A 22065-nucleotide genomic window follows, 5' to 3' on the forward strand; every position below is an offset into this window, starting at 1 on the left:
TCGTACAAGACCTTTGGCTTCGTAAAAGAGCCCGGTACGGATCGCGCCGGCTACACCACCCTGATCACCACCCAGTTCAAAGAGTCGATCCAGCATCAGCTCGAGGTCCGTGGCTATGCTTACGTGGAAGAGAACCCCGACCTGCTGGTCAATTTCAATACGAATGTCAGCCAGCAGAGCGAGGTGCATGCCGTGTCTTCGCCCGTCGTCGTCCGCGGATACCACACCTATCGGGCGGGTCTTTACACCGCCTGGCCGATGTATGACACCGATGTGTTCGTGGACAATTACAAGGTCGGAACCGTGAATGTCGATGTCGTGGATGCGGCGCGTATGCAACTCGTATGGGAGGGCGTCGCCGAGGGCCGGCTCTCCGAGGAGACGCTGAATGATCCCGCGCCAGCCATCGACCGCGTCATTACGGAGCTGTTTGCCAGATATCCGGCGACCGCGGGCGCGGATGCCATGCCGGTTCCGGAGAAGTAGCCTCGTACACCCGGCCCGGACATCCATCCCGGAAGGACACGTCAGCATGATCGAGATAAAAAAGTATGCCGCGCTCACGCTGATGCTGGCCGCGCCGCTGGCGTGCGGCGCCGAGTTGGCCGAGGCCTGGGAATGCAAAAAGGAATACGGCAAGTGGGACGAGATCGTATTCGAGGCGGTTGTATACCAGGGATATTCCCGTGGCGGCGTCATCAGCGCGGGAGCCGAACATGAGTCGGCCTTCAGGACCCGGGGATTCGACCGGATCTGGGAGTATGGCGGGGCCGGAGATGATTCATTGCGCCATGTATTGCTCATCAAGCACGATGGCGCCGGTGAATACTACGAGTCAATGGCCGGCGAGAAGAGCGCCGGGCCCGCAATGTATCTGGAATGCCGCGGCCGTGATGTCCATTCACCGTCTGAAACCGATCAGACCGGCGATTAGATTTTTACCTGGGGCCTGGTTCAGACTCGGACATCATATTTCGATCAGGCGTCCGGTTGTCATTCCCGCGCCGGTCGGGAATCAATACTTCAGGTCTTTTGTCACGTAAGCCTGCGGCCACGGTCTCGGCGGGGGCGCCGTCGCCGTTTTCCTGGCCGGCCAATCTCGAGAGGAATTCCAGTTCCGCCGGATGGGGACATGCATGACGGATCCCGGATATTCGCTGGTAGCCTCGGGCCTGATCTCTCTCGGCCAGGATTTTCGGCCTCTCTGTCAGACTAACGCTCGGTGAATGAAAACCAGTTCGCGCCGCCGCGCGTCCCCACCGCGGCGAGCCGGCCCGTCTTGGGATTGACGCGGTAGGTCGAGATATTGTCCTTCGCGTTCAATGTCGCCACATAGGCAAACTTTCCATCAGGGGCCATTGAGAGCGAAATCGGAATTCCACCGGCGGTGACCGGCGCGCCGGTGGATCGGAGCGCACCGGTGGCGGGGTCGATGCGATAGACGGAAATGTTGTTGGAGCTGTAGTTGGTCACGTAGGCATAGCGGCCCGCGGGATCGATGCCGATGAATTGCGGATCGGCGCCCGCCTTCACGGGCGTGCCGGTGCTGATCAGTGCACCGGTGTCGGGATCCAGCCGATAGCTGGAGACGGTGTTCGCGCCGGAATTGGCGACATAGGCATGACGGCCCGCAGGGTCCAGCGTGATCGAGAACGGAAACGCGCCGGTTTGCGCCGGGGGCGCGGAGGAGGCGAGCATTCCGCTGGCAGCGTCAACGCGGTAACTGCTTACGGTGCTCGCGCCGTAATTTACGACGTACGCGAAGCGGCCGGCGGGGTCCAGGGTGATGAAGATCGGGAATGCCCCGGTCGCGACCGGGTTGCCCGCGGCGCTCAGGGCGCCGCTGGAAGGGTCGACGCGATAGACGCCGATGCTGCCGGAGCCGGAATTCGCCACATAGGCAAAACGTCCGGCGGGGTCGAGTGCGATGGAGATGGGGTAGTCGCCCATCGCGATGGGCGTCGCCGCCGCGGTCAGGGCGCCGGTGGCGCGGTCGATGCGATAGACCAGGATGTTGTTGGAGCCGTAGTTCGCCACATAGGCGAAGCGCCCGAGCGGGTCGATGGTGAGCGAGAGCGGATCCTTCCCGGCCGGGACCGGGTTTCCCGCGGCCGTCAGTTTCCCGCTGCCGGCATCGATGCGGAAGATCGCGATGTTCTTCGCGGCGGTGTTCAGGACATAAGCGAATCCCGAGGCGGTTGTTCGGCAGGTCACCGCCACATCGCTCACGTCACCAACACCGATACGACCAACGCCCCGGGAGACTTCACATACGGATTGGTCCGGTTGCGCCTCGATCGTAACCTCATAGGCGTGGTCCGCCGGCAGCACGCCCGGAAAGGTAAAGTCCCCGTCGGCGGCGATCGCGAGGCTCGCTCCGTCGTCGCGGCGCAGGCGCAGGCCCTGGCCGCTCAACCCAGTCACGTTGCCTCCCAGACGGTGTGCGGAGATGCAATCTACATTGATGAATATGGTATCTCCGGCTGTTGAACCATTACCCGTATTCGACGCTGTACAGTATGCCCCCTGCGGTTGTGTCAGGATGCTGACTGCGGCTAGGCCGCCTGTACGCGTGCCGAAGCGGCGGAACTCTCCGTTTGCGTCGATAGGCTGCGTTACCCCGCTCGCATACTGGATGACCAGCCCCGGACCATTGAGGCCGGAGACGGTTACAACGACGGCTTCCATCGGATTGTCAGGCTCGGTTGCGCCGAAGCCAGCATGCGAAAGGCCCAGGCCAGTCGCCGCGATCAGCGCGAATGTCATATTTCTCTGGCTCATGATTTTCCTGATCCGCTCGCGATGGTAATTCCCATCGCCGGTATGATACGACGTCCGCCGGCAGGTTTGGGTGCCATCCTGGTTCAGTACGCGGGTCGCCTGAAGTATATAGGACAGTGCTGAGTTATGGGAGCGCGCCCGGTGTGCGGAATCGGCCGCTCCCTCGCTCATCGCCTCCGGATCGTGATAACCAACACCCCGGTAAGGACAAGCGCGGCCCCCGCGGACTGCTGGCTCGAAAACGGCTCCCCCAGGAACAGGTAGGCGAGCACGAGGGTCGCGACCGGGCCGATCGACCCGATCAGCGCGGTGTGGCCGGCGCCGATCATCCGGATGCTTGCCGACAGCATGAACACCGGCAGCACTGTGGAAAAGAGCGCCATGGCGAGGGCGAGGAGATAGACGCGGCCGGGCAGCGCCAGCGCCGACCAGGGATGGGTCAGGGCGAACTGCAGCAGCACCGCCGCGCTCGCCACCAGCATCGCGTAGGCGGTGAGGCGCATCGCGCCCAGGCGCGCGACCACGGCCCCGATACCCACCAGATAGGCGGCGTAGGTGAGCGTGCTGGCGAATACCAGCGCCGCGCCCAGCACCAGGCCCTCGCCGCCCTGGCGGGCGAGATCATGCAGGAACACGAGGGCGATGCCGCCATAGCTGAGCAGCAGGGCGACGGCCTCGCGGAGTCCGACCGGACGGCGCAGGAACGCCGCCGACAGCAATACCACCAGCGTCGGATACAGAAACAGAATCAGGCGTTCGAGGCCGGCCGAGATGTATTGCAGTCCCATGAAGTCGAGCAGGCTCGAGAGATAGTAGCCGATCAGCCCGAGGAGGATGACGGCCCCGTAGTCTCGATGCCTCAGCGGCGGGGCGTCGGCGCCGTTGTGCTTCCATACGGCGGCCGCGAGGAAAAAGGGCAGTGAGAACAGCATGCGCAACGCCAGCAGGGTGACCGGGTCGACCGCGTCTGCATAGGCGAGCTTGACGAGGATCGCCTTGCCCGAGAAACCGATCGCCGCGAGCGCGGCGAGCAGGATCCCCAGCGGGACGCCGTGACGATCCGGATTGAACGTGGCATGTGTCATATAGGCCCCTTTGGTGCGTGGCGGCGGGCCCGGGTGAGGCGAGATGAGGCAATCGCGGTCACGGACCCGCGGTTGCTGCTGGATGTTCCTGCATCAGTTCAGAGATAAGGACAGTCCACCGCGGACGGCAATGTCTGACAGGGCCACAGTCGTTTGCGGAGGTCGGGCTTGGTGGGCATCGGTGCGTACATGTTCTGACTATAGCAAAGCCCGGTGGCGGACTGTCAAGTTCAGGGGCCGGGCGCGTCATGCGCCTGGATCCGCGCCAGCAGGGCGGCGAGGCGTTCGTCGTCCAGCGGGGGATCGATGCGCTCGAAGAAACGCCCCCGCCTGTCGAAGGCGAACAGCCCGGCGTCGTGATTCACCGCGTAGTCGCCCTCTGGCCGGCGTCCGACGTCATGGATCAGGCGGCCGCTGGCGGTGTCGGCATAGCTGTAGTTCGCGCCCAGCTGCAGGACGAGACGTTTCAGGTCCGCGGGGGCGCCGGTGGCGGCGAGGAAGCCGGGATTGAAATAGCTGATGTAGCCCGCCAGCACCTCCGGCGTGTCGCGGAAGGGATCGACCGATACGAGCACCACCTGGAGTCGCGCGGACAGGGCGGGATCCTCCCGTTCGAACGCCTGCAATGCCCGGTTCAGGGTCAGCAGGGTGGCCGGACAGTAGTCCGGACAGTGGGTGTAGCCGAAGATCAGCAGGGTCCAGCGGCCGAGCAGGCGGTCCGGGTCGAAGGGCCGGCCCCGCTGATCGACCAGATCCAGCGCCGGCACCGTCACCCCCGTTCGCGGCATGACCAGCGCGTCATGCGTTTCGCGATGCAGGGGCGCAGCGGCGCCCGGCTGGCCCGGCGGCGGGGCATCGATTCCGGCGCAGCCTGCGGCGAGGGCGAACAACACGGCAAGGCAGACCTGCCGAGCCGGGATCTGCCACCGGGATCCGTCCGGGCGATCCGCCGGGTCGTTGCCGGGGAGTGCTGACAGTTCCATGCCCAGACTGTAACACATGGGTATCTCCGCGTTGCCATTTACGCCCATGTGTCTTAAGGCATTGAGATTCAAAAGAACCGATTTTGTGTCCCGGTCGCCAGGAAACACTACCTGATTTTGAGGCCCTGCCAAAATGAGTTCTACAGCAAGTAAACGAGGTTTCTCTTGCGTTCGGGTCGCCTGGGTGCGACAACAGGTCGCGCAGGTGGTTCAGATTTGGCGACTTCAGGTAGAAGAACGTGGTCAGAGTGCGTCAATCAAGCAATCTGGCTTTTTGGAAGGATGAGGTAAAATCGCGTAAGCCCGTGGGTTGAAATCACGTCAATTTTCCCGAAATGTGCGTCAACAATGGATTTGGCAATGGCGAGACCCAGGCCGATTCCATCATTTTCCCGATGATGTAAAGGATCAATGCGGTAGAACCGGTCAAATATCCTGGGGATATGTTCTGGAGGAATCGCCGTGCCTGGATTCTCGACGGTGATATTTACCTCATGATCTCCCGAATCATCCAGAGATACTTGCACAGATAGCCCTGGGGGCGTATGCCGAATAGCGTTGGATAATAGATTGCTCAGTACGCGTCGCAGCATCAATCGATCTCCCCGTGCCGAGGCCACACCTTCCAGGTTTAGCGTTACGCCACGTTCCTCTGCCCAGGCCTCGTAGTAATCGAACAGTCCGCGCACTTCATCTGCAAGATTCACATTGTCCGCGGCCGGGGCGCATAAACCATTTTCAGCCTGCGCCAGAAAAAGCATATCGCCGACCATCTGTGTCATGCGTTCGTATTCTTCCATGTTGGAGTAAAGCACCTCTCGGTACTCATCGATGGAGCGTGCGCGCGTAAGCGCAACTTGCGTCTGCGTCATCAGATTGGTTATGGGGGTGCGGAGTTCATGCGCAATATCGGCAGAATAATTTTTGAGTCTGCCAAAAGCGCTTTCCATGCGCTCCATCATGTCATTAAACGACGACGCCAGCTCGATCAGCTCGCTCGGCATCGCTTCTGGAGACAGGCGCGTATTCAGTTCGTTGGCACTGATGCGTCGAATCTGGGTGATGATATCGCGCAGAGGGATGTGACCGTAATGGACCGCACGCCAGCCCATCAGTCCAGTCAGTAGAATGCTGCTTGCTATCATGAGCCAGAGCGTATAATGGAATTCCTCGAGAAATTTCAGGTGATAATCGATCAGGACGGCAGTGGCTGCCGTGTACGATGGCATGGCTTCAATGGAAGCATTTGTGATGCGGCGAGTCAGTACTCTGTAGTTGTGCTCGGCATCGTTCAGAATTTGTATTGTGTCGCCCGAGTTGCCGGGGCGAAACCTCGATACAATGCCGGAGAGATCCGGCCCGCCGCTGGTATAGATCCTTTGTCCGTTCGAATCGGCTATATAGAGCGAGGCAGAGTGATGCCCTGTCAGGACGTCGTTAAACCGGTCTTCAGCCAGGACAAGTTCCTGGGGTGAGCGGGCTTCAGATAGATAGTTCTGGATGGCCGCCATTATGATGTTGAGTTCGCTCATATCTTCCTCGATGAAATGCCTTTCTATCGAGTGCAGGATGAGCCATCCAAAGATAAAAAAGACGACAGCGGACACGCTACCGAAGAGCAATGTCAGACGTAATGCCAGGGAAAGGGGTAGGCGGCGCATCAGGGAGCAGGCGTCGAATCCATCATGTATCCCATTCCGCGTATTGTATGTATGAGCTTGTGATCGTAGTTATCGTCGATTTTTGCCCGCAACCGCCGAATGGCGACGTCAATGACGTTGGTGTCGCTGTCGAAGTTCATATCCCACACAAGCGAGGCTATCAGGGATCGCGGCAATACCTCGCCACGACGACGTAACAGGAGCTCCAGCAAGGAAAATTCTTTGGTAGTCAGGTGGATGCGCTGCCCCCCACGTGAAACCCGATGTTTTTGCAGGTCAAGTTCAAGATCGGAGATTCTGAGCGTCGTTTCAACCACGGGGGATGCGCCTCGGCGCAACAGCGTGCGTACTCGAGCCAACAGCTCGGAAAATGCGAATGGTTTGACCAGGTAATCGTCGGCTCCGAGCTCAAGCCCGGTGACGCGGTCTTCTACACTGCCGTGCGCGGTCAGAATAAGTACGGGCACTTTATTGCCGGCCTCGCGCAGGGATTTCAGGATGTGCAAGCCATCGAGATCCGGCAACATGATATCGAGGATGATCAGGTCAAATTTCTCCGTCATGGCGAGGTGATTACCGTCCATGCCGTTACGGGAGAGATTGACGATGAAACCGGCTTCGGTCATCCCTTGGCGAAGGTATTCGCCAATTTTTTTCTCGTCCTCTACGATAAGCAGTTTCATCTATGAATATTGGAGGTCTAGCGCTAGAAAGAACCAACGGTAAGTCACCACGTATTCTCGGCGCATTATCCAGGTCAAAGAACAGGGCCTATCTGGCTGCATCGAGGATTATGTCCATAATGTGAGAAATCGGCGAGACATGCCGGCTCGTACAATTATCCGATCCCGCGCCTGGATTGTATAGAAAGAAAGGAGGGACCGGGCCCATACCGGTTCCTCCTTCTCTCAATAATTCTCGGATTCAAAAGAATCGCTGGCGCCTATTTTGTGGCGCGCTCTTCCAGTACGCTTATCCGGGTTTTCAAGCTCGCGCCATGTACAGCGCCAGCACAGCCAGTATTAACCATCTGATCATGCAGTCGAATCATGGCGCGCTGCATGGACTCCAAGTGACTCTTGGCATTTCGCGCGGTAGGCCAATACCCGCGCGTCGCGTGTCTGTTCAGGCGAGCCTGCGTTTCATCGATGTGTCGCTGAAGCGCCGCTTCATTGACATTGCCCATGCCTGGCACTTCGACGGTTTGGGTGCCGCCGCAGTTGTCATGACCGATTTCCTTGGCGATTGCGTTGGGGGCTCCAAACGCCAACGCCGCAGGGATGATTGAATAGATGAGATATTTTTTCATGACATACACCTCCTTCCTTTGTGAAAATAACTGCTTTGCAGCGCCGTACATAAAAAATTCTATTTTGTGCACACTGTCCTGAGCGTGACGGCGCCATTACATTTTTGTCATGATTTGGTGCCCTGCTTTCGAGGGGTCGAGTACGAAAGTCAGAGTGATGATAGGGAAAGCGAAAATTATCCCCCAGTGAGGGCAGGCAATATTGCTTCAAGCCCCATAGGTATTCGATGGATATTGTGCGTTACAACTTTGTAATGCCCTTGTCAGGTTGGTGTCAGATTCTCTGAATCAGAATGCTATTCATGCCGGAGCTCTGTGAATGACAAGGCTCATGGCGTGGATGGTGAAGGATGGCTGATATAACACAAGAGGAGGACGAGAAATGGAAAGAAAGTACCGGTTTCCTATATTGATGTTATGTGTTTCAGCGGCATTGTCGATGGCGGCAATGGGGGATGACAAACATCATGAGGCGGAGTCGGGAAATGATGTCCCTCCCGGTATGATGATGCAGGGCGGCAATGGAATGATGGATATGGATCGGATGCAGGATCAGATGCAGGCCATGCGGGAAACGATGGACCGTGCCCGTAATGAGAATAACCCGGAAGAGCGCGCCCACTTGATGCAAGCGCATATGCGGCAGATGCACGAAATGATGGGGCGTATGCGCGGCATGATGGGGCCTGGTTCAATGGCCCGGAATGATGATGGAAGCAAGATGAAGCCAGGGCCAGAGGCTAAAATGCCTATGGAAGGACGCCAGCAGATGATGGAGAGGCGCATGGATTTAATGCAGCAGATGATGGAACAGATGATGGATCAGATGATGCTGCAGGAAGGTAGTGGTCGAGCTGGAAAAAAGAAATAGTCACGACTGTGGTCTGACAAGCACGAAATCGTTGCGTGGGATGAGAAGGTTTCTGCGCTGCCATATCCAGGACAAGCTGGGAAATGATGGAAAAAGACCCCGTTTGTGGCATGAGCGTTTCTGCGGACTCAGCATACGCTGTTGAGTTCGAAGGCAATCGCTATCGCTTCTGCAGCGCGAGCTGCATGCATAAATTCAAGGCAGATCCATTGAAGTATGCCCGGCGAGGGATGCCTGAGCTCCATCCGGCTCACGGTAACGCTGGCCATCAGCATGGCCATTCCGATCAGGCGGCGACTGAACGCAAACGGGCGGATGCATCCGTTATTTATACCTGCCCCATGCATCCCGAAATCAAGCAACAGGGTCCGGGGAGTTGCCCCAAGTGCGGCATGGCACTGGAACCGCTGGGAACGCCTGCGCCTTCCACGAGAACTGAATATACCTGCCCCATGCACCCGGAGGTGGTCCAGGACCATCCTGGCTACTGCCCGAAGTGCGGCATGGCGCTGGAGCCGCGTACCGTGGCAGCGGTGGAAGAGGAGAGCGCCGAACTGCGCGACATGAATCGCCGTTTCTGGTTCAGCGCCGCGCTGGCCCTGCCGGTATTCCTGAGTGCCATGGGCGCGGAGTTCTGGCCTGAACAGATGGCTGAACTCATCAGCCCCGGGCGGCGCCAGTGGATTGAGATGGCCTTGGCCACCCCGGTCGTGTTGTGGGGCGGCTGGATCTTCTACGTCCGCGCCGTGCAGTCGTTGGTCAACCTCAGCCTTAACATGTTCACACTCATCGGCCTCGGCGTGGCGGTGGCATGGATCTACAGTGTAGTAGCCACCGTTGCGCCGGGCATCTTCCCTCGCTCCGTGGTCAATGACATGGGCGTGGTGCCAGTCTACTTCGAGGCTGCCGCGGTGATCACTACCCTGGTGCTGCTGGGCCAGGTGCTGGAACTGCGCGCCCGCAGCCGCACCAACGCCGCCATCAAACTGCTGTTGGGTTTATCGCCCAAGACGGCGCGCATCGTGCGCGAGAGCGGACTGGAAGAGGATATCCCCCTGGAGCAGGTGCATCCCGGCGATCGGTTGCGTATCCGTCCCGGCGAAAAAGTGCCGGTGGACGGCACGGTAGCCGAGGGAACGAGCCATGTGGACGAATCCATGGTAACCGGCGAACCAATACCGGTGGAAAAGCGGGCTGGCGCCAGGGTGATCGGCGCCACCATCAATGGAACCGGCAGCTTGCTGATGACGGCCGAAAAGGTCGGCGCCGATACCCTGCTGGCCCGGATCGTCCAAATGGTCTCCGAGGCGCAGCGTTCCCGCGCGCCCATCCAGAAACTGGTGGATATCGTCTCGGGTTACTTCGTGCCGGCGGTCGTGATCGCCGCCGTGCTGACCTTTATTGTCTGGAATCTGTGGGGACCCGAGCCACGCCTGGCGCACGCGGTGATTAACGCGGTGGCTGTGCTCATCATTGCCTGTCCCTGCGCGCTGGGGCTGGCCACGCCCATGTCCATCATGGTGGGTACCGGGCGCGGCGCCATGTTGGGCGTGCTGTTCAAGAATGCCGAAGCGCTTGAGGTGCTGCGCAAGGTGGACACCCTGGTAGTGGACAAGACCGGTACTCTCACCGAGGGCCATCCCGAGTTGGTGAGCGTGACACCGGCCGTGGGCTTCGGTGAGCAGGATATCCTGCGTTTGGCTGCCAGCATCGAGCGTGCCAGCGAGCATCCTCTTGGCGCCGCCATCGTGCGCGGTGCGGAAAAACGCGGTCTTGAATTGTTCTCGGCGGAGGATTTTCACTCCATTACTGGCAAGGGCGTCGCCGGCCGAGTGGCTGGGCGCAAGGTAGCCTTGGGCAATATCAAATTGTTGCAGGACCTCGGCATCGATGCGGGAGATCTTCCCGGGCGGGCGGATACGCTGCGGGCCGAGGGTCAATCGGTGATGTTTCTTGCCATTGATCACCGGGCCGCCGGGCTGATCGGCGTGGCCGATCCCGTTAAAGCGACAACGCCAGAGGCAATCCGCTGTCTGCATGAGGAGGGTATCCAGATCGTCATGCTGACCGGCGACAGCCGCAAGACCGCCGAGGCGGTCGCGGCCAAGCTGGGCATCGACCGGATCCAGGCCGAGGTGCTGCCTGACCAAAAGGCCAAGGTCGTCAAGCAGCTTCAGGTCGAGGGCGGTATCGTTGCCATGGCCGGGGACGGCATCAACGATGCGCCTGCCCTTGCCCAGGCCCAGGTGGGCATTGCGATGGGTACCGGTACCGATGTCGCCATGGAAAGTGCCGGGGTCACCTTGATCAAGGGCGATCTGCGGGGCATAGTGCGTGCCCGCCGTCTCTCGCGCGCCACCATGCGCAATATCCGTCAGAATTTGTTCTTCGCATTCATATACAATGCGGCAGGTATGCCGGTGGCTGCCGGGGTGTTGTATCCCTCTTTTGGGCTGCTGCTGTCACCCATGATCGCCGCAGCGGCGATGAGCTTCAGCTCGGTATCCGTCATTTCTAACGCGCTCCGTTTGCGACGCATCAGCTTGTGAATAAAGTGGATGCGGGATTGAGCAGGAACCCGGCGCGAATAGGGCGAGGATTAGAACAAGGATACATTCTTCATCATTCAACGATTCCATGGTCCATTCTTCGATAACTGATTGTTTCGCATGGAATGGACGTGAGAGATTTTCTATACAGCCCCAAGACCTGCAATGGCGCACGCGACGCTGAACGCTGGTGGCTATGGATTCCTTCCTGGGCTGGTTAAGATCGGTGTGCGGTGGTGCTGAATCTGTTCAGCGGTGCATCGATTTCACCCTGAAGGTTAACCCAGATATCTACAGTTACCGGGATGCAGATCCCCTCCTCTCATGAGCATAAATGGGACCAGCCAACCCCTAAATCAGAGTTTGCTCCGTTTTAGTGATGATCTTGCCGCCGAAGAAATGACGGGGAATCTAATGCACTAAATCCAACGGAATTTTTGATCGCTGACCCGGTGTTGTCCCCATGCCTGCCAGTATTCCGTCGTTGCATTTATGAGACACAGTTTGCAAATGCGCGAGATTTTTGAATAAAACATGTTGCATTGATGCAAATCCTGCGTTATAAAAATGCCTCGTTGCCCGGCATGGGCCAACGGAATACTTAAAAACGTTCGAACGTTTGATCAGACTAGGGAGAGAAACCAATGAAGAAAACTACGATTGCTATGGCCGTGGCCGGTGCGATGTTCGCCGCGGGTTCGGCCTTCGCTGAAGGTGTGACCGTTGGTGGTTATACCGCGGTCGACTGGCTGCTGACCAACGACGCCGACGATACCCAGGAAGGCCAGTTCTCGGTTCCCGAGACCGAGGTCAATTTCGACACGGAGAACCTGTTCGTTGCCGCCCACAACTCGGGTTCCAGTGGCTTCGATGTCGGCCAGGCCTTCGTGAAGTATGCGTTCGCCAATGGCTGGGCGATGCACGCCGGTAAGTTCGACACCCACCTCACGGACGATGAGGGGAATGCCCCGGACCGCGAGTTCATTCAGCACAGCCTGCTGTTCGATGTGCTGGCCGATGTTGGTGGACACAGCATGGTCGGCGCCAGGGTCTCCGGCGACCTGGGCATGGCGAATGTGACCGTGGGCTATGGCAACGACGCCTCCGTGACGCCCGGCGGCGCCACCGACGGCGAGAACTCGGTCATGCTGCTGGTCAACGCCTCACCGATGGAAGGCCTGGACCTTGAACTCGGCGTGCTGACCCAGGACAAGGACGGCAGCGGCGTGGGTACCCTGACGGACATCAACGGCACCTACATGATCAGCGGTTTCACCGTGGGCGCGGACTTCCTGTCCGGCGCTGACGGCGACACCGGCGAGTTCGACAACGGTTACGGCCTGTGGGCCGGCTACGACTTCGGCAACGGCTTCGGTGTGAAGGCGCGCATCGAGAGCGCCAGCATCGTCGATGGTGACGATGTCGACGCGACCGAGATCCAGGCCAGCTACGCCATGAACGACAACGTCGCGGTCCGGGTTTCGCTGCACAACATCGACAACGGTACGGACGATTTCGACACCGGCGTCGTGCAGCTGATCGGCACGTTCTAAGAATCACCACGCTGTACTGCAGTAACTCGAAGCCGGGCCTTGCGCCCGGCTTTTTTTTCTTGGGCGGAGGAGTGCTGTTCCCTTGAAACGTGATGGTATCCGGTGAGCCTGCCCCGAGGTTTGCGCGGGGTCTGAGGCCGTTCCGGCGAAGGGCGATGCTGAGGTTGGGGTGGCGCGGGGCCGCGTGCTGATGACGAATGCAAAGGTCCGGACAGATTGTGCAAATAAATTGAATTAATTAGTATGAATATATTGAATTATTGATGTAAGCGATGTATAAATGCCTCTGCATAACAACCAAAGTTGTGTTTTCGAATGTGAACTCTCTGATCAGAATGGAGAAATTATTATGAATAAAAAGTTACTTGTACTGGCCCTTGCAGGACCTTTGACCGCCGCAGGTTCTGCCTTTGCCGCCGATCCGACCGTCAGCGGTTTCACCGATGTGCAGTGGCTGCTCACCAACGAGGCCGACGAGGACCAGGAAGGCCAGTTCTCCGTGCCCCAGGTCGAGGTCGATGTCGAGACCGACAACATGTATGTCGCCATCGCCGGTGGCGCGGGCACTTCTTTCGAAGTGGGTCAGGCCTACTTCATGCACAATCTGAACGATGCCTGGCAGTTCCGTGGCGGTCTGTTCGACAGCAACATCACGGCCGATGCCGGCGCTGCCGTCGACATGGAGTTCACCCAGAACAGCCTGCTATTCGGTGTCCTCGATTCTGTGGGTGGGGTGGCCCTGACGGGTGTGGCGGTGTCCGGTGCGGTTGGCCCGGCCAATGTCATGGTGGGCTATGCGAACGACAGCTCCGTGACGACCGGGGAACGCAAGAATTCGGTCGCCCTGCTGGTCAATGCGACGCCGATGGAAGGTCTGGACGTCGAGTTCGGCATGCTGACCCAGGACAAGGACGGCGACGGCGTGGGCAACCTGATGGACATCAACGGTACCTACATGATCAGCGGCTTCACCGTGGGTCTGGATTACCTGTCCGGCTCCGATGGCGATACGGGCGAGTTCGACAACGGCTACAGCTTCTGGGGCGGCTACGACTTCGGCAATGGCTTCAATGTCAAGGCCCGCATCGAGAGCGTCAGCCTCGTCGATGGTGATGATGTCGATGCGACCGAGCTGTATGCCAGCTATGCCCTGTCGGAGAACCTGGCGGTCGCGCTGTCGCTGCACAACACCGACAACGGCACCACGGATTTCGACACCAACACGGTCGAGTTCGTCGCCACGTTCTAAATCTCTGACGATCTAACCGCAGTAACTTGAAGCCGGGTCACGCGCCCGGCTTTTTTTGCCCTTTTGCAGCGATATGCAGATTGCGGTAGAGTGCGCGAAGTTTGGCGCGTGAAGTGTCAGGTGTGAGGAGTGAGGCGGAAAACCACAAGACTAAATCTGTCCGCCTCACTCCTCACCCCTCACGCCTCACTTCGTAGCAAGAGAGCCCGTTGCGCATGTACAAATCATACTGGCCGGCATTTGCGGCCATGCTGTTGCTGCTGTCCCCCGCCGCGCATGCCGCCAGCGAGATCTACGGCGTCGGCCATGTCTCGCTGGATGTCGTCGGCAACGACGATCCGGATCCGGCCAACGAGGATCGGAGTTTCTCGCTGACCAGCGGGCATTCCTACCTCGGCCTGCGCGGGCGCGAGGTGCTACAGAATCAGATGGCGGTCCTGTGGCAGGCCGAGAATACCGTCGATTTCGACGCCGGTGGCTGGGGGGCGGGCCGCGATACCTTCGCCGGCCTGGAGACGAGCTTCGGCAGCCTGCTGATCGGCAAGCACGCGACCCCCTATCGCATGACGACCGAGGACCTGGATGTCTTCGCCGACACGCGCGCCGACTACAGCGCCGTTATCGGCAGCATCGACGGCCTGAGCCTGTTCAACAATCGCGCCGACAACGCCCTGCTGTACATGACGCCGCGGGACAAACGCCTGCGCTTCATGCTCGCGTACTCGACGCGCGTCACGGGCGAGGACGATCTGCCGCTGAGCACCGATGAATCGCGTCAGGACGCGTGGAGCACCGCGCTGGAGTTCGTCAGCGGACCCTTGTATATGGGTTTCGCCTATGAATCCCTGGGGGAACTGATGGGGCCGGGCCTGGACGACGGCAAGGCGAAAAAATTCGGCCTGGGCTGGGAGACCGGGAGCGGCACGCGAATGAGTTTCATCTGGGAGGATGCGCGCACCGGCGAGACCAGCGGCGGCGAGCAAGTCGGCCGCGCGGCCTATTACCTGAGCCTGGCGCACATCCAGGGGAATCTGACCTACAAGATCGCCTATGGCCTGGCCGATGCGCTGGACAGCGCGGATGACAGCGGCGCGCATTTCGTGGCGCTCGGCGGGAACTACGCCCTGTCGGCGCACACCGAGCTGTACCTGCTCTACACCGCGGTGATGAATGAAGACGCCGGAAATTACGGGCTCCAGCCCGATCACGACGGCACCGGCGCCGTGGCGGCCGCGGGCGACACGACCGATGCATTCTCCGTCGGGATCGTGCATCGCTTCTCCTTCGAGTTCTGAGCACCGCGGGGCGGCGCGACTCGACGCTTCCGGCGCGCCAGGGGTGTCCATGTGTCTCTTGCCCGCGCCGGGCCGTGCCCATCGAAAAGTATTAATTGATATGGTAAAGTTTCGACTCGTTCACTGACCGGCATGATCGGGCGGCGGGTCCGGTCATCAGGTATAACAAGGATAAAAGAATGCGACGACATCACCCTATCCGCGTGCAGGGATGGTCGAAGTTGCTCTTGGGAGGGGCTCTGCTGTCGCTGGTGTCGCTGGCGAGCGCGGGCATATTCAACACCAAACACAATCTCGGCAGCACCGGCATCAATGCCGCGAGCAACTTCAGCGGCACCTCCGAGATCTGTGTCTTCTGCCACACGCCACACGGCGCGGACGCTTCCGCGGCGGTGCCGATCTGGAACCGCAACCTCGCCCCCGTGGCGGGCGGTTTCTCCACCTACGACCAGATGGGCACCACGACGCTGGACGCGCAGATCGAGCCGATCGGCTCGGTATCCATCGCGTGCCTGTCCTGCCACGACGGCAGCCAGGCGATGGACGCGCTGATCAACGAGCCCGGTTCGGGCGCCGACGTGTGGGCCTACAGCGCTGGCCGCTGGAGCGGCCAGGCCGCGAGCGTCAACGGTCGCATCGGCCCGCCGGCGGTGATCACCAACCTCGGCAAGGACCTGACCAACGATCACCCGATCTCGGTACAGTTCGCCGGCGGCGGCTACTCGGTATCCAATCCCTTCGGCCCCGGACGCGACAAGGACTTCAACCAGGCCAACAGCAAGATCGTCGGTTCGACGCGGGTCTGGTGGGTGAATACCGGCACCGAAGGCGCCACCTCGGACTTCGAGAAGACCGACATGAAGCTCTACACCCGCACGGCGACCAAGGGAGCCTTTGTCGGGGAACAGCAGCCGTATGTGGAATGCGCCTCCTGCCACGATCCCCATGTGGACTATAACCCGACGTTCCTGCGCATCGATCCCGCCGGCAGCGCGGTGTGCCTGACCTGTCATAACAAGTAGCGTCACCCGCGGAGCGGACGCGGTGGCCGGAATGGGTTATACGATGACATGGCGTAGTGTTGCGGGCGCGGTCCTGATCGCGGCGGCGTCCGCCGCGGGCGCGGACCCGGCGTCCGAGGTGGAGACGGCGCCTCCCGCCGTGCTCGCGACCGTCGGCGGGACGGTGATAACGGAGGAGGAATATCTGGCCCACCTGCAGGCCGGGATACGCCAGCGTTATTTTCACGGCCAGGTGCCCGACGAGGCACTCGCCGCGTTGCGGCGCGAGGTCGCGCAGTCGCTGATCGACCGTGTCCTGCTGGCGCAGGAGGGCCGCCGCCGCGGCATCAAGCCCGATGGGGAATGGGTCGACGCGCAGCTCAAGGAGCTGGACGAGCGCTTCGGGACCGATACGCGCTGGCAGTCCGTGCGCGCGGAGACACTGCGAGAGGGACGCAGGCAACTGGAGGAGGACAGCGTGATCCGGCAGTTCCGGCGGCAGGTGGAGGCGGTGCCGGCGGGGGATTCCACGGCACTGCGGGAGTACTACCGCTCCCACCCCGACAAGTTCACCACGCCGGAGCGGGTGCGCGTCTCGATGATCCTGCTCAAGGTCGAACCCTGGGCGCCGGGCGCGAGCTGGGAGGCGGCGCGGGAGGAGGCGGCCCGTCTGGTGGAGCGGTTGCGGGACGGGGCGGATTTCTCCGATCTCGCCCGCCTGCATTCGGCCGATCCTTCGGCGGGGCGCGGCGGCGATCTGGGTTATGTGCATCGTGGCATGTTCTCGGAAGAGACGCAGGGCGTGATCGACGCGCTGACGCCCGGCGGCCTGTCCGCTCCGGTACGCTTGTTGCAAGGTTTCGCCATATTTCGTCTCGATGAGCGGGTACCGCCGCAGTTGAACGATTTCGCCCAGGCGGAGGCGCGCGTGCGGGATCTGTTGCAGCGGGAACGGCAGGAAGCCGCATGGGAAGGTATGCTGGCGGACCTGCGCGGACACGCCGGCGTCGAGATCAATGAGGCGGTATTGAATGCGGGGGATTGACCGGCGATGAAACTGCAGCGTCAACGCGCAACCGCCGGACGCCCCGGCTCGCCGCGCACCGCGGCGGTCGGCACACAAGAAGACTCGATGCATGCTGGTGGCGACGCCTGAATTGAAACGCATGGTGACGGGTGTGGCGGCGGCGCTGTGGGCCTTGCCGTCCCTGGCCGCCGTGGAACTGGTCGATGTCTCCGGCAGCGTGGGTTATGCCCTGCGCAGCCTGAGCGGCAGTTCCAATCTCGATACCACCAGCAATCAGTTGCGCGGCGTCGTGAACGCGCGCAGCTATATCTGGCAGCCGTGGTTCGCCACCGCCGACGCCAGCCTGCGCTTCACCCAGGACAGCAGCGATTACGAAGGGAGCGGCGCCTCGACCGATACGTCCATCGTGAGCGGCGATCTCGATCTCAATGTCCTGGCGCAGAGCCGTACCCCGTTTTCCCTCAGCTACAGCGCCAGCGACAGCCGCGTCGATACGATCTCCCCGCCCAGCCCGCTCACGACACTGGGCAGCCAGGAGTTCCAGACGCGGCGCCTCGCGCTGAAACAGAGTTATTTCACCGAGCAGGGCGACCGATTCCAGGCCCGCTACGACCGCAACAAATGGTCGGCGCGCGACGGCGACTCCTATCAGGACGATCTCTTCGGCCTCGAGATGGACATGCGCCGCCAGCAACACACGCTGACCGCCAAGACCAGCTATCAGGAGACCGACCGCAACGTGCTCGATCAGCACACCGAGACCACGGTGCTCAACGTCGACCACTTCTATCACCCGGGACGGGCGCTGCGCGTCGATTCGATGGCGAGTTACTACAATGCCGACACCACCTCGGAACAGCCGCTCAACAGCACCAACCAGGGCGACAGTTCGACCGACCTGGGGCAGATTTCCAGCTTCGTGTTCTGGCGGCCGGTCGACAGCCCGCTGTCCATGAGCGGCGGCGTGCGCATATTCGATCTGGATGCGTCCACCACGGGCAATGCGACCGAACTGTCCAGCATCAGCGCGACCGGCGGACTGTATTACCAGATGACCAAGAATCTCCGCCTCGACGCCAATGTCGAGGTCGGGACGAATGACAACGGCGAGGATTCGGTGACGGCCTCCAAACAGCGCGCGGGGGCGTTGTTCCAGTCGGATATCCACGAGATATTCTCCCACTACACCTATCAGTGGAATACCTCGGGTTCGTTGCAGAATCAGGACACCGGCGCGGAGACCGTGCAGTCCGCGCAGGTCCGCCTCGGCCATGACGCCCAGCGGCTGTGGCTGACGGAAGGGCGCGGCACGTTTCGGCTCAGCCTGACCCAGGCCGTGAGCGCCAACCAGCTGGCGGGGGACGCGGACGCGACGACCGAGCGCCTGGACCATTCCGGCAGCCTGTCCTGGGACAAGTACGACGCCTTCAGCACGACCATGGTCCAGTTCACCCTGGCCGACTCGCGCGCCTTCGGGGATCAGGAGGACAGCCAGCAGTTCGCAAACATGCAGCTCCTGCGCAGCCAGACCCTGACCGAACGCAGCACGCTGTCCGGGAATCTTACGGTCCAGGCGGTGCGCCGGGACTTCAACGATCTGGGCGTTGATGATACAGTAACGGCCACCGGACAATTGAACTATCAACAGACGGGGCTGTTCAGCCTGCCCCGTCTGCGGTTCCTATCCGATCTGCGGCTCTCTCAGGCGGCCACCGATGAAGGGGTCGACCGCACAGAGTGGGAAAACCGCCTGGACTACGCAATAGGATTGCTGGATACGAGCCTCAGCTGGCGCTGGATTGACCTGAACGGCGATGAGGACTTCAATATTATCTATTTTCAGGTGAACCGGCGTTTCTGAGGTTGCGTCGCGCGGACCGGCCTACAACAACAAGACTGGGTACGAAACACACGTGAGGAGAGGGTTATGTCACCAAAGATCGAGCGGAAACACACCGTGAACGCGCTCATCCTCGGGCTGCTGGTCAGCCTGGGGTTGTGGGTCGCGCCGCAGGAGTCCCAGGCCGAGTACGCCGACGTCGTCATCAACAACTACGCCGACGCGGCCGGCATGCGGCCGGCGGTCTTCCCGCACTGGTTCCACCGCATCCGCTTCCGCTGCAAGGTCTGCCACGCCGATCTCGGGTTCCAGTTCAAGGCCGGCGGCAACCAGATCACCATGGCGAAGATCATCAACGGCCAGTTCTGCGGCGCCTGCCACAACGGCGAGATCGCCTGGTCGGTGGAAAACTGCGCCATGTGCCACTCCGGCATCCCCGGCACCCCGACGCACTTCCATGGCAGCACGCTCCAGCGCCTGATCGCACCTGCGTACAAGCCGCTGGATCCGAAAGAAACCGCCGGCGTGAAGTACGACGAGAATAACCAGAAAAAATAGAGTGAGTGGGGGGAAGCCATGAATATCACCGCAAGATTCACCGCACTGGCGCTGCCGGCTCTCCTGATCGGCACCGCGCTGCTGGCGAGCGCGCCGGCGCTGGCGGGGGGCGCTGCCGCCGCGGCGCCGGCCGTCTCCGACGCCAATATCTTCAACCGTAATCTGAAGAAGACGGCCGATCCGAATCCTCCCCCGTGGGAAGACGGCATCCACGATCCGGAGAACGAGGCGACCCACGCCCTGCAGCCGCCCAAGGAGGCCTATGCGGGCCTGCCCACGACGACCTTCGGCAACCACGTCGACTGGGTCAAGGCGCTGGATGACGGCCTGCTGCGGCCGCGCTGGGACCGCGTAAACTCCAATGAGGAACCCTTCGTGATGGATCTCGACATCGTGCGGCCGGTCAAGGCCTCGATGCCGGACGTGGTGTTCCCGCACCGCCAGCACACTGAATGGCTGTTCTGCTCCAACTGCCACCCGGCCATCTTCGTGCCGCAGAAGGGCGCCAACCAGATCAGCATGTCGGCGATCCTGCTCGGGCAGAAGTGCGGCGTATGCCACGGCAAGGTCTCGTTCCCGATCACCACGGCCTCGTGCAAGAAGTGTCATTCCAAGCCGAAGCCGGATGGATGGACGCCGCCGCTCAGCGACGCCACCCTGAAGAATCCCTGGAAGTGATGCAAGGTAGGGTCTGATTGCCGGCACATCGGATGCGTATAGGAACTGTGCGTTCCCGTCTGGCGGGGTGGAGCGCAGCGGCCGTGGTCTTGATGTTGTCCGGCTGCGCCGGCGCGCCGCTGCAGCCGGCGGCCACCGGTAGCCAGGACGTCGCGCCCGAGGCAACGGCCGTGACCCAACCGGCGGCCGCCGCGCCGGCCGGGATTCCGGAGCGCGCAGCCCCGGTACAGGATGAAGGCGTGGCCGCGCGAGCGCCGGCCGCGACCGAGAGTGGGGAGGGAGGGACCGGTGCGCCTGCACGGGCACCGGTATCTTCCGCGCCGGCGCCCTCCGCGCATGCCGGTCACGTCGCCCCGGCGTCCGCCCCCGCGCCGGAGATTCCGTCCTCGCCCTTTGTCTTCCTGGTCACGGCGGGGGAGAAGGATACGACGCACCCCTTTTACGGTGTCGGCAGCAAACACGGCTTCCTCGTCAACGGCGTGCAGGGCAAGCCGCTGGTCGTGGTGCGGGGCAAGACCTATACCTTCAAGGTGGACACCGGGGTCCAGCACGATTTTTATTTCTCGCTGTCCGGCGCGGGCTGGGGCAGCGCGGCCTATACCGACGGCGTGGAAGGGCAGTTCATCTACAAGGGCGTGGCGACCCTGACCCCGGGCGCGGATACGCCCGATGTGCTCTATTACGCCTGTCGCAACCACAAGAACATGGGCGGCGTGATCTACGTCGTCAATCCGGGCGAAGAGAATACCCCGCTTGCGCAACTGCAGGCGCGCGTGCAGGCGGCCGCGTCCGGCGGGTCGGCCGCGCCGGCGCGGACACAGGCCGCGGTCGGCAAGCAGCAGGTCGAGCAGAAGATCCAGTTCGCCGACATGTTCATCAATACCTCGGACTCCGCCAAGCGCATCAAGGACAGCGGCAATGCCGAGGCGATCGCGTTGTATGAGTCCGCGCGCGGGCAGTTCACCGCGGCCAAGCAGGCTTACGGTCGTGCCTCCTACGGCGAGGCGCTCGGGCTGGTGGATGACGCCCTGCGCATGATGAGCGATGCCGCGCGCACGATACCGAACGAGGCCCAGATGGAAGGCCAGCGTGCGCGGTTCGAGGAATTGGTGCGCGGCACCCGGGATTACGAGGCCTCCTACCGGCGCAACTATGACCACATCGTCGCGAAGAAGGGCAAGGGTGATATCCCCGCCGTGGATCTGAACCAGATCAAGCAGACGATGGAGCAGGCGCAGACCCTGGCGGACGATGGCCAGTACCCGCAGGCGATCAGCATCCTGTCCGAGGCCCAGAACACGCTCACCACGGCCTTGACGCACCTGCTTGACGAGGAATCGATCACCTATGAACTCGCCTTCGAGTCCCCCAAGGAAGAATACGAACACGAACTTTCGCGCTATCTCAGTTACGAGGAGCTGGTGCCGCTCGCCATCGAGCAGAAGCAGCCGCCCAAGGAGACCGTGGCGATGATGGACCAGTTTGTGAACCGCGCGAAGGAAATCAAGAAACTGGCCGAGCCCGAGGCGGCCAAGGGGAACTACCAGGAGGCGGTCCTGATGCTGCAGGGCGCGACGGATCATATCCAGCGCGCGCTGCGGGTGGTCGGGGTCAGGTAGCGGGTT

Annotated in this window: 19 protein-coding genes; 13 read left to right on the forward strand and 6 right to left on the reverse strand. The window is 61.2% G+C overall.

Annotation, left to right across the window (positions count from 1 at the left end; all coding sequences use genetic code 11):
* Window positions 1-486 (forward strand): DUF4136 domain-containing protein (locus tag IPM20_13365; protein MBK9132604.1); only part of this gene is annotated, 486 nt, incomplete at its 5' end.
* A 46-nt stretch (window positions 487-532) separates the two neighbouring features.
* Entirely contained in the window at window positions 533-934 is a 402-nt protein-coding gene (locus tag IPM20_13370) for a hypothetical protein (protein ID MBK9132605.1), read from the forward strand.
* Between the two features lie 278 nt (window positions 935-1212).
* Here IPM20_13370 and IPM20_13375 read toward each other — a convergent pair whose 3' ends face one another.
* The 6 genes from IPM20_13375 to IPM20_13400 all read right to left on the reverse strand — a co-directional run bounded on the left by IPM20_13375 (window position 1213) and on the right by IPM20_13400 (window position 7819).
* Entirely contained in the window at window positions 1213-2781 is a 1569-nt protein-coding gene (locus IPM20_13375) for a beta-propeller fold lactonase family protein (protein ID MBK9132606.1), read from the reverse strand.
* A 167-nt stretch (window positions 2782-2948) separates the two neighbouring features.
* Window positions 2949-3866, reverse strand: a complete 918-nt coding sequence (locus IPM20_13380) for a DMT family transporter (protein MBK9132607.1) — start codon at window positions 3864-3866, stop codon at window positions 2949-2951.
* Window positions 3867-4096: 230 nt separating this feature from the next.
* Window positions 4097-4867, reverse strand: a complete 771-nt coding sequence (locus IPM20_13385; protein MBK9132608.1) for an SCO family protein — start codon at window positions 4865-4867, stop codon at window positions 4097-4099.
* Window positions 4868-5106: 239 nt separating this feature from the next.
* Window positions 5107-6510, reverse strand: a complete 1404-nt coding sequence (locus tag IPM20_13390; GenBank protein ID MBK9132609.1) for a heavy metal sensor histidine kinase — start codon at window positions 6508-6510, stop codon at window positions 5107-5109.
* Window positions 6510-7193: a heavy metal response regulator transcription factor gene (locus IPM20_13395; protein MBK9132610.1), complete on the reverse strand. Its 684-nt coding sequence runs from the start codon at window positions 7191-7193 to the stop codon at window positions 6510-6512. Before IPM20_13395 ends, IPM20_13390 begins: the two co-directional genes overlap by 1 nt.
* Before the next feature lie 260 nt (window positions 7194-7453).
* Window positions 7454-7819 carry a hypothetical protein gene (locus IPM20_13400; protein ID MBK9132611.1) on the reverse strand — a complete coding sequence of 122 codons (366 nt, stop codon included), beginning with the start codon at window positions 7817-7819 and terminating at the stop codon, window positions 7454-7456.
* 382 nt (window positions 7820-8201) lie between these two features.
* Here IPM20_13400 and IPM20_13405 point away from each other — a divergent pair, with 382 nt between their 5' ends.
* From IPM20_13405 to IPM20_13455, 11 genes are all read left to right on the forward strand, one after another.
* A complete protein-coding gene (locus IPM20_13405; protein MBK9132612.1) occupies window positions 8202-8690 on the forward strand; it encodes a hypothetical protein in 489 nt (162 codons plus the stop codon).
* An 86-nt stretch (window positions 8691-8776) separates the two neighbouring features.
* On the forward strand, window positions 8777-11239 hold the full coding sequence (locus IPM20_13410; GenBank protein MBK9132613.1) for a heavy metal translocating P-type ATPase: 2463 nt from the start codon (window positions 8777-8779) through the stop codon (window positions 11237-11239).
* A 644-nt stretch (window positions 11240-11883) separates the two neighbouring features.
* A complete protein-coding gene (locus IPM20_13415; protein MBK9132614.1) occupies window positions 11884-12792 on the forward strand; it encodes a hypothetical protein in 909 nt (302 codons plus the stop codon).
* A 349-nt stretch (window positions 12793-13141) separates the two neighbouring features.
* A complete protein-coding gene (locus IPM20_13420; GenBank protein ID MBK9132615.1) occupies window positions 13142-14041 on the forward strand; it encodes a hypothetical protein in 900 nt (299 codons plus the stop codon).
* Window positions 14042-14256: 215 nt separating this feature from the next.
* Window positions 14257-15336: a porin gene (locus IPM20_13425; protein ID MBK9132616.1), complete on the forward strand. Its 1080-nt coding sequence runs from the start codon at window positions 14257-14259 to the stop codon at window positions 15334-15336.
* A gap of 452 nt (window positions 15337-15788) precedes the next feature.
* Window positions 15789-16358, forward strand: a complete 570-nt coding sequence (locus tag IPM20_13430) for a cytochrome c3 family protein (protein ID MBK9132617.1) — start codon at window positions 15789-15791, stop codon at window positions 16356-16358.
* Window positions 16359-16401: 43 nt separating this feature from the next.
* Window positions 16402-17382: a peptidylprolyl isomerase gene (locus IPM20_13435; protein MBK9132618.1), complete on the forward strand. Its 981-nt coding sequence runs from the start codon at window positions 16402-16404 to the stop codon at window positions 17380-17382.
* A gap of 91 nt (window positions 17383-17473) precedes the next feature.
* Window positions 17474-19225 carry a hypothetical protein gene (locus tag IPM20_13440; GenBank protein MBK9132619.1) on the forward strand — a complete coding sequence of 584 codons (1752 nt, stop codon included), beginning with the start codon at window positions 17474-17476 and terminating at the stop codon, window positions 19223-19225.
* 66 nt (window positions 19226-19291) lie between these two features.
* Window positions 19292-19762 (forward strand): hypothetical protein, encoded by a 471-nt coding sequence (locus IPM20_13445; protein ID MBK9132620.1) that lies wholly within the window; start codon window positions 19292-19294, stop codon window positions 19760-19762.
* Window positions 19763-19780: 18 nt separating this feature from the next.
* Window positions 19781-20440 (forward strand): cytochrome c, class I, encoded by a 660-nt coding sequence (locus IPM20_13450; GenBank protein ID MBK9132621.1) that lies wholly within the window; start codon window positions 19781-19783, stop codon window positions 20438-20440.
* 32 nt (window positions 20441-20472) lie between these two features.
* Window positions 20473-22059 (forward strand): hypothetical protein, encoded by a 1587-nt coding sequence (locus tag IPM20_13455; protein ID MBK9132622.1) that lies wholly within the window; start codon window positions 20473-20475, stop codon window positions 22057-22059.
* Window positions 22060-22065 lie beyond the last annotated feature (6 nt).

The sequence above is a fragment of the Gammaproteobacteria bacterium genome, assembly GCA_016716465.1.
In the GTDB taxonomy this organism is placed as follows: Bacteria; Pseudomonadota; Gammaproteobacteria; order SZUA-140; family SZUA-140; genus JADJWH01.

Excerpts from the sequence above, each read along its gene's own strand:
- IPM20_13370 (MBK9132605.1), top strand. The coding sequence starts at position 533 with ATGATCGAGATAAAAAAGTATGCCGCGCTCACGCTGATGCTGGCCGCG.
- IPM20_13375 (MBK9132606.1), bottom strand. The coding sequence starts at position 2,781 with ATGAGCCAGAGAAATATGACATTCGCGCTGATCGCGGCGACTGGCCTG.
- IPM20_13380 (MBK9132607.1), bottom strand. The coding sequence starts at position 3,866 with ATGACACATGCCACGTTCAATCCGGATCGTCACGGCGTCCCGCTGGGG.
- IPM20_13385 (MBK9132608.1), bottom strand. The coding sequence starts at position 4,867 with ATGTGTTACAGTCTGGGCATGGAACTGTCAGCACTCCCCGGCAACGAC.
- IPM20_13390 (MBK9132609.1), bottom strand. The coding sequence starts at position 6,510 with ATGCGCCGCCTACCCCTTTCCCTGGCATTACGTCTGACATTGCTCTTC.
- IPM20_13395 (MBK9132610.1), bottom strand. The coding sequence starts at position 7,193 with ATGAAACTGCTTATCGTAGAGGACGAGAAAAAAATTGGCGAATACCTT.
- IPM20_13400 (MBK9132611.1), bottom strand. The coding sequence starts at position 7,819 with ATGAAAAAATATCTCATCTATTCAATCATCCCTGCGGCGTTGGCGTTT.
- IPM20_13405 (MBK9132612.1), top strand. The coding sequence starts at position 8,202 with ATGGAAAGAAAGTACCGGTTTCCTATATTGATGTTATGTGTTTCAGCG.
- IPM20_13410 (MBK9132613.1), top strand. The coding sequence starts at position 8,777 with ATGGAAAAAGACCCCGTTTGTGGCATGAGCGTTTCTGCGGACTCAGCA.
- IPM20_13415 (MBK9132614.1), top strand. The coding sequence starts at position 11,884 with ATGAAGAAAACTACGATTGCTATGGCCGTGGCCGGTGCGATGTTCGCC.
- IPM20_13420 (MBK9132615.1), top strand. The coding sequence starts at position 13,142 with ATGAATAAAAAGTTACTTGTACTGGCCCTTGCAGGACCTTTGACCGCC.
- IPM20_13425 (MBK9132616.1), top strand. The coding sequence starts at position 14,257 with ATGTACAAATCATACTGGCCGGCATTTGCGGCCATGCTGTTGCTGCTG.
- IPM20_13430 (MBK9132617.1), top strand. The coding sequence starts at position 15,789 with ATGGGCACCACGACGCTGGACGCGCAGATCGAGCCGATCGGCTCGGTA.
- IPM20_13435 (MBK9132618.1), top strand. The coding sequence starts at position 16,402 with ATGACATGGCGTAGTGTTGCGGGCGCGGTCCTGATCGCGGCGGCGTCC.
- IPM20_13440 (MBK9132619.1), top strand. The coding sequence starts at position 17,474 with ATGCTGGTGGCGACGCCTGAATTGAAACGCATGGTGACGGGTGTGGCG.
- IPM20_13445 (MBK9132620.1), top strand. The coding sequence starts at position 19,292 with ATGTCACCAAAGATCGAGCGGAAACACACCGTGAACGCGCTCATCCTC.
- IPM20_13450 (MBK9132621.1), top strand. The coding sequence starts at position 19,781 with ATGAATATCACCGCAAGATTCACCGCACTGGCGCTGCCGGCTCTCCTG.
- IPM20_13455 (MBK9132622.1), top strand. The coding sequence starts at position 20,473 with ATGCGTATAGGAACTGTGCGTTCCCGTCTGGCGGGGTGGAGCGCAGCG.